Here is an 8266-nt window from a genome sequence, read left to right on the forward strand (position 1 = left end):
TGCCTGCTGGGCGAACTTCCCCAACTGTCGCGATCATCACGCCGCAACAGTATCGGCTGTTTTTCCTCTCGATTCGCGTCGAAACCAAAAGCCAGACACCTGGTCCGTCGTCGTTCGAGGAGGAACGCGAGATGAAGCGAAATTGGAAAGCAGCCGTAGCGACGGCCCAAACAATCGCCACACAAATCACCCGCCGCTCACGCACCGTAGCAGCGATCGCCATCGGCACCGCTAGCATCACCTTGCTGGCTCCCGCCGCGATGGCACAAGGCGAACACATCGTCAGCTCGCGAGTCGTCAGCGACACCGTCGTCGGCACCAGCGAAACCGGCGGCTGTGCAAGCGGCGATTGTGGTGGAGCGACCGGCGAAGTCGCCGTGCAAGGCCGCGAGTATGGACAGCCCGACCTGTTCTACAACTACTACACGCAAGGCCCGGCCAACGCAGCGAACGCACAAATGTACGTGTCGCCTGTGCCGGTTCCTCCAAATGTCGGGCAGACCTACCTGACGTATCAGCCTTTCTACCCCCACGAAATGCTTTATTGGCACAAAGACCGCTACCACAACTATTATGACAATGGTCGTGGAATGAACCGAACTCGAGCGATCTATTACAGCCCACCGGTTCGTCAAGCTGCCAGCAATTTCTACTGGAACACGTTGCGTTTGCCTCGCTGATCCAGCCACCTGACTCATTGGTAGAACGGACTCCCCCTGTCCGTTCGTCGCAGCGAATTGTTGCTACCAAATCCACCGTCCTCGAGGATCCCCGAGCCATGAAACGCATCGTCCTTTGTCTCGCCGCCTTGGCTGCTTTCAGCGGCTTGGCCGGTTCAACCGAAGAAGCCCAAGCTGGTGACCCGTACGCGGTGACCCAAGTTTGGAACCACAACTTCGCTCAAACCCGTGCATGGCACGGAAACTATTACTACGCACCGTACGGGCAACCGACGGCACTGGTCGTTCCGCCAACCGCACACCTTCGACAAACGTATTCGTGGGGCGTCAGCCAAAACACGAATCACCCGATTTATCACCAGTACGGTCGCAGCGCCAGCACACCAGGTGCGGCTGCTCCGGGGCGTTTCCAACCGACTCCGAACTGGCCAAGCCACACGGACCAATTCGGCGTGTACTACGTCCGAGGCCCTTGGTGAGCAATCACTTTGTGTGACACGAACAACTGCTGATTCACTAGTGCGGCTTTGACCGTTTCCAGTATCAGCAACGACGACATTTCGGGACGGTGTTCCCGCCGAGTCGCCTCGTCCGGGGGTGATTTGGCGGAGACACCGTCTCGTTTTCTATGCGCGAAGCGAAGCATTCGGCCCAGTGCGACCTTCAAACATCGCGGCGTGCGCTGACTGGAAGCGACGCGGTCGCCTCACGCAGCATCGTCCGAATCGCCCACATCCGGCGCATTCGGCAAATCTCTCTCAGACCGCCTGTCTTTCCGTCGCTGCAGGACGGTTGTTCAGTGCTCCGGCTGCCGACACGTCGATCGCGACCTAGGTTTCAGTGTCACAATCCAGCGATTGCGCAATTGATCACGTTCGACACCGAACCGAAAAAATGCCATCGGACATTTGATTGACAGTCCGAGCGTCGAAGAGTGGACCAAACAGGCCGACTTTGCCGATGAGAAGATTGTTGGATTGAGACGAAAGACTTTTCTGTCTCACAAATTCACGTGTTCCTTGGTGCGTCATGGCTCGTTTGCAATCATCGATCGGATTAGTCACCGGTACCGACATCGTCGGGACCGTCGACCAATTGATGGCGATCAATGCGCAACCGCGCGACCGAATTTTGGCCAAAACAGAAGAACTGCTCGGCCAACAGCAACAAATCGCTTCGCTCACCGCATCGGTCATCGGTGTGCAACTGGCGGGTGATGCGCTCGGTTCGTCCGCGTTATTCAGCAGTAAGAACGCGACGACATCGAACGAAAACGCTCTATCGGTTTCGACACGCGATGAAGTCACCAACGGAAGCCACCTGGTACGAACACTTCGAACCGCTGCCACGCACAGTGTTTCCTCCGCCCAAAGCTTCAGCTCCTTCGACGAAGCGTTGAGCCTGGCGGGTTCGCTCACGATCAAACCCAGCGGCTTTGTTGACACTAAAGTCAGCCTTTCGCAACTGAACAATGGTTTGGGCGTCGAAGGCGGATCGATTCGATTGACCGACCGCAGCGGCGCATCGGCCGAAGTCGATCTTTCCCAAGCTCGAACAGTCGACGATGTTCTGCAAGCGATCAACGACGCTGACGTTGGCATCCAAGCCACAACGTCCGGCGGAAAGATCAAGCTGATCGATCAGACCGGCCAATCCATCAGCAACCTAAAAGTCGAACAACTCGGAACCGCTGAAACGGCAGCCGATCTTGGATTGCACGGAATCGACGTCGCCGCGAACAGCGTTGACGGCAACGACATCCCGTTGCCCGATGGCGTGGATTCACTCAACGGAGCCAGCCTCTCGCAACTGGGTGGCGGCAATGGGCTGGGCACGCTCACCAGCCTGGACATTCAAACCGGTGACGGCACATCCGCCAGCGTCGATGTGTCAGGTGCAACATCGCTCAACGAAGTGATCGACGCGATCAACGGCAGCGGACTCGATGTCATCGCTCGAATCAACGACGCCGGCAACGGTTTGCGAATTCGTGACGTGTCCGGTGGTCCCGGCACATTTGAGATAAGCTCGTCAGACGACACCGCAACCAGCCTTGGCGTCGCCGCATCGACGACCGACGATATCGTCGTTGGCAAAGACCTGAACCTGCAATCGGTAACGCTCGAAACAAAGCTCTCTGAACTGAACTCCGGCGACGGTGTCGGATCGGGCAGCTTCACGATCCGCGACAGCAACGGTGCAATCGGCGGTATCAACTTGGCAGTGTCTGAGATTGAAACAGTCGGTGAACTGATCGACGCGGTCAACGCGTTGGACATTGGTGTCGAAGCCGCTTTGAACGAATCCGGCGACGGCATCGTGATCACCGACACCGCGGGCGGCGCCTCATCGTTGACGATCACCGATACCGGCGAAGGAAAAGTCGCGGCCAACTTGGGATTGGCGGGCACCGCCGACGCGGGAACCAGCTTGATCGGTAGCGAATCGCTGACGATCGAAATCACCGAAGACGACACGCTCGAATCCATCGTCGAAAAGATCAACGCATCTGATCGCTACGCCGATGCGTCGGTCGTATCGAACTCGGACGGCTCCTATTCGTTGCAAATTCGCAGCAAAAAGGGCGGCGAAGTCGGACGCATCTCCGTGAACCTGGACGGCGTTGACCTGAACCTCCGAACAAATTCGAAGGGACAAGACGCTCTGATTTCCATCGCGACCGACGGCGGTACCGAACGCTTCATGACGTCGACCGATGGAGTCTTCGAGGACGAAATCAGCGGATTGAACCTGACGGTCAAAGAATTGTCCGAGGATCCGATCACCGTCAACGTCGATGACGATCCTGACACGATCGTTTCCGCCGTCAAACGTTTCGCCGATCAATACAACAAACTGATCGAAAACATCGAAGAGGTCACTTTCTTCGACGCCGAAGCAAACGAAGTCGGCCTACTGTTTGGGTCCACGGAAACGCTCCGCATTCAAAACGGCTATTCACGATTGCTGACCGGCACCGTTCCGCTGAGTAGTGGTGATTCGATTCGTTCGTTCAGCCAAATCGGCGTTCGAATGGATGAAAACGGTGAACTGCAAGTCGACGAAACAAAACTCAAAGCGGCTCTCGCAAATGACATCGACGCGGTCGAGCAATTCTTCAACAAGACCAACGATGACGATGAAAACGTCGGCATGGTTGGCCAACTGAAGAAGCTTGCTGACACCTACGCCGGTGCGGACGGCGGAATGCTGATTCGCAAAACGCAAACGCTCAGCGCCCACATTGAACGCAACGACTCTCGCGTTGAATCGATGAACGATTTGCTGGAATCACAACGGGAACGTTTGCTGAAGCAGTACTACGACATGGAACAAGCGATCGCGAAACTTCAGGCGAACACATCGTCGATCGGCGCCATCGAGTACATCGGCCCCGTTGGATCTGAGTGATCAAGTTCGCCGCAGCGATTAGCTTCAGCTAACGGCGGCTGAGCATCACGACCACGCGTGCCGCGATCGCTTCGCTGCGACCGACCGCGTCGACACCCTCTCCCGTCTTCGCCTTCAACCCCACTTGCTCGATTGTGGTTTGAAGCAATTCAGCAACCACGGCCCGCATCAGATCAATGTGCGGAGCCATCTTTGGTTTCTGAGCCAGGATCACGGCATCGACATTATTGATTTCGTAACCGGCAACCTGGACGCGGCGAAGAGCCTCCTGCACGAAGTCGCGACTGTCACGCCCCCGATTTTCGTCGGCATCATCGGGAAACAAACGCCCAATATCCGGTCCCGCAATCGCGCCCATCAATGCATCGGTCACGGCATGCAACAACACGTCAGCGTCGCTGTGGCCAATCGCATGGAATTCACCCGGGATATCCACGCCTCCAACCCGCAGCGGACCAACTGGGCCCAACCGATGCGAGTCGTATCCAAGGCCGATTCGAAAAGCGAGTGGTGGCGATTTGGTCATCAATGGAACCGTCTGAAAATCTCATGGGCCGTTTGGGCGTTCGCCCCGGTTGGCCGAGGGTCGGTGGCTGGCGCCAAAACAGCGAAAATGTCGGAAGCAAGTTGTCGGATTGCGCTGCTTGCGTGCTTCAACGGGCAGCCTCGCTCCTCCGCTGAAAGCCTAATCCTTGAACAAGAACAAACCATCCCCCGAGTTCTTACGTAACTGCCGAGCAAGGCTCGGTATCGCCCCCTTTGTCGCTCATTTTTGATCCACCACGGGCCTTTCGCGAAAGCGCCCGATTTGGTGTGCTTTCTAGCTCATTCGAACGTTCTCTATCCTCGGCTTTTCGCATGTTCGCTTTCTCGAACCCACTTTTTCGACGTTCGCGCAGACCAGCGACCGCTCTGACCACCACAATGCTGATCGCCGGATTGAGCCTGAGCTGCCAAACGGGCTTGATCGGCCAAGCCTTCGCCCAGCCCCCAGGATCGGATGGGGCCGCCAGCGAGCCGGAATCTGCGGCTCCCTCGAACGACGCCGCGCCATCGACCGACGGAGTCGACGGCGGGCGAATCAAAGATGATCCCGAGATGATCGCGAAAGCGATGGAGGAGATGCCGGAGGACATCCGGAAAGACGCGGAAGAAATCTACGCAGAATTCCGGTCCACTCATGAAGAACTGCTCGACTCCATGTTGAAGCTTCGCGAGATCCACATTCGGTTCAACAATGATGTCGATCGCAGCCGCGAAGCCACAAAGGCTTTCCGAGAACAACAGCACAAGACATGGGACTTGATGCAGAAGCAAATGGAAAACTCGGTCAAGGTTTTTCGTTTGCTACCCAGCCCCGAGGCGGCCAGCTACATGGTCACGATGGTTCAGCACCATTTCGACAATGATATCTACGATCGGACAACGTTCGAAGCCGCAGCGAGATTGATCGATATCGGTCAAAACTATCGCTACCTCTTCCTCACCGCCGCTCGTGCCGGCATCTCCACCGGTAACTTCGAAACGGCCCGAAAGGTCTACGAATCGCTCCAGCCCGACGAACTGGAGAAAGTCGACATGGCCAACAAACACTTCCTCGATTTGCTGGAGAAGCAATACAAAGAAGAAACGGAGCGAATGGAAAAGATTGACCGCGACGCGTTGCCACAAGTCCTCTTCAAAACCACACGAGGCGACGTGTTGATCGAGCTCTATCCCGGCGAGGCTCCATCAACGGTCGCCAATTTCATCAAGCTTGTCGAAGAAGGCTTCTACGACGGCATGGATTTCTCGCAAGTCGTTCCCAACATGCTTGCCTTGTCAGGTGATCCGACCGGCGACGGGCGAGGCAACAGCGGCAAGTTCCTGATGGACGAACACGACAACGAGAACTCGCACCATGCCCTTCGCGGTTCGGTCGTGATGGCAAAAATTCCGATGGGCGAAGGCCGCTTCATCGAAAACTCGGCCAGCTCTCAATTCGCGATCTTCTTTCTGCCTGTCACATCGGCATCCAGTCAACAAACGGTTTTTGGCCGAGTGATCAAGGGAATGGACCGGGTCAGTGCCATGCGGCGGAAAGATCCTTCTAAGACCGACGAGAAGAAAATTCAGCTACCACCCGATGCGATCATTTCCGCCGAAGTCGTTCGCAAAGGACCGGAATTGCCCGAACCAGAGTATGTCGACGTGGAAGCGGAGCTGCGAAAGGCCGAGGAAGCTGGTCTGATCAAGCGAAAAACGCCGGCCAAATAGGCGATCCGTCGCCGGAATTGTTGGGTGAAGCCCGCCATCCGTTGGTTCGCAGCTTCCACCTGGGTTAAACTGTGACCAACACAACGCTGGCTCTCGATACTGCCCGCTCCCACCTCGCCGACATCCCGCGTCGCTGTCATCCCACCTCGCGAACACTTCATGCCTGAACGAACTTCCGCTCGAAACGAGTGTCCGCCATCGAACCAGACGGCGGATCAACCGAGTCCCGCGTCCCAGCGGTCTGCCGCTTTGCAGCAACGAGCGAGTCGTCGTACTTTCATTCAGAGCGGCGGCATCATGCTGGCCGGCGGCAGTGTTTTGGGCACGAACCTGAGCGTTGCTCGTGGTGCTCACGCGTACGGCGATGACACACTCAAGATCGGATTGATTGGCTGCGGCAGTCGTGGCACCAACGCGGTGATCCAAGCCATGAACACCGACGGTGCCACTCGGCTCGTCGCGATGGCGGATGTCTTCGAGAGCAACGTTCAGTCGGCTTACCGAGCCATCAACAGTAAACACGGAAAGAGCGGATCGACCGGCAAACGTGTCGCGGTGGAAGGGGCTCGTTTCGTTGGTCTGGACGGATGGAAGCACGTGCTGCAAAGCGACGCTGACATCGTGTTCCTGACAACGCCTCCAGGCTTTCGACCGCTTCACTTCGAGAAAGCCATCGAAGCCGGCAAACACGTCTTCATGGAAAAACCCGTCGCGACCGACGCTCCCGGCGTTCGACGTGTTCTGGCCGCCAATGAGATCGCCAAGCAAAAAGGTTTGGCCGTCGCCGTCGGTTTGCAACGTCACCACGAAGCTCGCTATCGCGAATGCATCGAACGACTCCACGCTGGCGCGATCGGTGAACCGGTCTTTGCACGAGCCTACTGGAACGGCGCGGGGTCTCGCCTGCGTTCCAAACCCAAAAACGTTTCCGAACTCGAATACCAACTTCGTCAGTGGCAGCACTTCAATTGGATCGGCGGCGATCAAATCGCTGAACAACACATCCACAACTTGGATGTGATCAACTGGTTGCTCGGCGAACACCCCGTGTCGGCTCAAGGTCAAGGCGGACGAGATTCCCGATCCGATCAGAAACTCGGCGAAACATTCGATCATCACATGGTCGAGTTCACTTATGCCAAGGACGTGCGGTTACTCAGCCAATGCCGCCACGTTCGCGGCTGCTGGAACAGCGTCAGTGAACATGTTCACGGAACGCAGGGCAGTTGCGACATCAGTGCTGCGATCATTCGTGATCCCAGCGGCAAAGTCATTTGGCAGAGCTCGCAGAAACCGTCGAAAGATCGCGGTTGCCAACAAGCCCAACACGACTTGTTCGCCTCACTTCGAAAAGGCGAGATCCCAAATGAAGGCGACTATGGCGCGACCAGCACCATGACCGCAATCATGGGACGAATGGCCAGCTACTCCGGCAAGATCGTTCGCTGGAACGAAGCTCTGCAAAGCGATCAAATGCTCGCTGATGTTGATGCGATGCAATCCTTGAATGACATCGCGCCGGTCCAACCTCTTCCCAACGGCAACTACGAAGTCGCAATCCCCGGCCAAACCAAGGTCATCTAAGCAGACTCCGCACGAGAACGATTGCTTAGACGCCGGAACCGTCCGTGTCGCAACGACCAGCCGCTAGCGGGCTGTTGATCGAGTCATCTACCGAATGACAACAACTAACCGATGGGCGTTAGCCTGGGCTGTCCAATCTTTGGTATGGACACCGGAATTGGCATGGATTCTTGAGGCGGTTATCTGTCTTCGGTCACCTCTCCCCCGGCGGAGGTCGTGCGGTTATTTGATGCCGCTTTTCGGCAGATTTACACACGACGCACCTCTCCTGAAACGAAGTTTGGGGAGAGCGACCGTAATGAATCTGGCAAGTGTGAGCGATCAAAAATCTTAGA

General features: G+C 56.6%; 6 protein-coding genes. 5 read left to right on the forward strand and 1 reads right to left on the reverse strand.

Annotation, left to right across the window (positions count from 1 at the left end; translation table 11 throughout):
- Positions 1-131 precede the first annotated feature (131 nt).
- From RE6C_RS24260 to fliD, 3 genes are all read left to right on the forward strand, one after another.
- Positions 132-680 carry a hypothetical protein gene (locus RE6C_RS24260; protein WP_236618487.1) on the forward strand — a complete coding sequence of 183 codons (549 nt, stop codon included), beginning with the start codon at positions 132-134 and terminating at the stop codon, positions 678-680.
- Between the two features lie 98 nt (positions 681-778).
- Positions 779-1159 carry a hypothetical protein gene (locus RE6C_RS24265; protein WP_008660861.1) on the forward strand — a complete coding sequence of 127 codons (381 nt, stop codon included), beginning with the start codon at positions 779-781 and terminating at the stop codon, positions 1157-1159.
- A gap of 550 nt (positions 1160-1709) precedes the next feature.
- Positions 1710-4091 (forward strand): flagellar filament capping protein FliD, encoded by a 2382-nt coding sequence (gene fliD, locus RE6C_RS24280; protein WP_008660863.1) that lies wholly within the window; start codon positions 1710-1712, stop codon positions 4089-4091.
- Positions 4092-4119: 28 nt separating this feature from the next.
- Here fliD and ispF read toward each other — a convergent pair whose 3' ends face one another.
- Positions 4120-4617, reverse strand: coding sequence for a 2-C-methyl-D-erythritol 2,4-cyclodiphosphate synthase (gene ispF, locus RE6C_RS24285; protein WP_008660865.1), 498 nt, complete (start codon positions 4615-4617; stop codon positions 4120-4122).
- 332 nt (positions 4618-4949) lie between these two features.
- On the opposite strand from ispF, the gene RE6C_RS24290 reads away from it, so the two are divergent.
- Positions 4950-6347, forward strand: a complete 1398-nt coding sequence (locus tag RE6C_RS24290; RefSeq protein ID WP_008660866.1) for a peptidylprolyl isomerase — start codon at positions 4950-4952, stop codon at positions 6345-6347.
- Between the two features lie 159 nt (positions 6348-6506).
- Positions 6507-7931, forward strand: coding sequence for a Gfo/Idh/MocA family protein (locus RE6C_RS24295; RefSeq protein WP_008660868.1), 1425 nt, complete (start codon positions 6507-6509; stop codon positions 7929-7931).
- Positions 7932-8266 lie beyond the last annotated feature (335 nt).

The sequence above is a fragment of the Rhodopirellula europaea 6C genome, from assembly GCF_000338295.1.
Taxonomy (GTDB): Bacteria; Planctomycetota; Planctomycetia; order Pirellulales; family Pirellulaceae; genus Rhodopirellula; species Rhodopirellula europaea.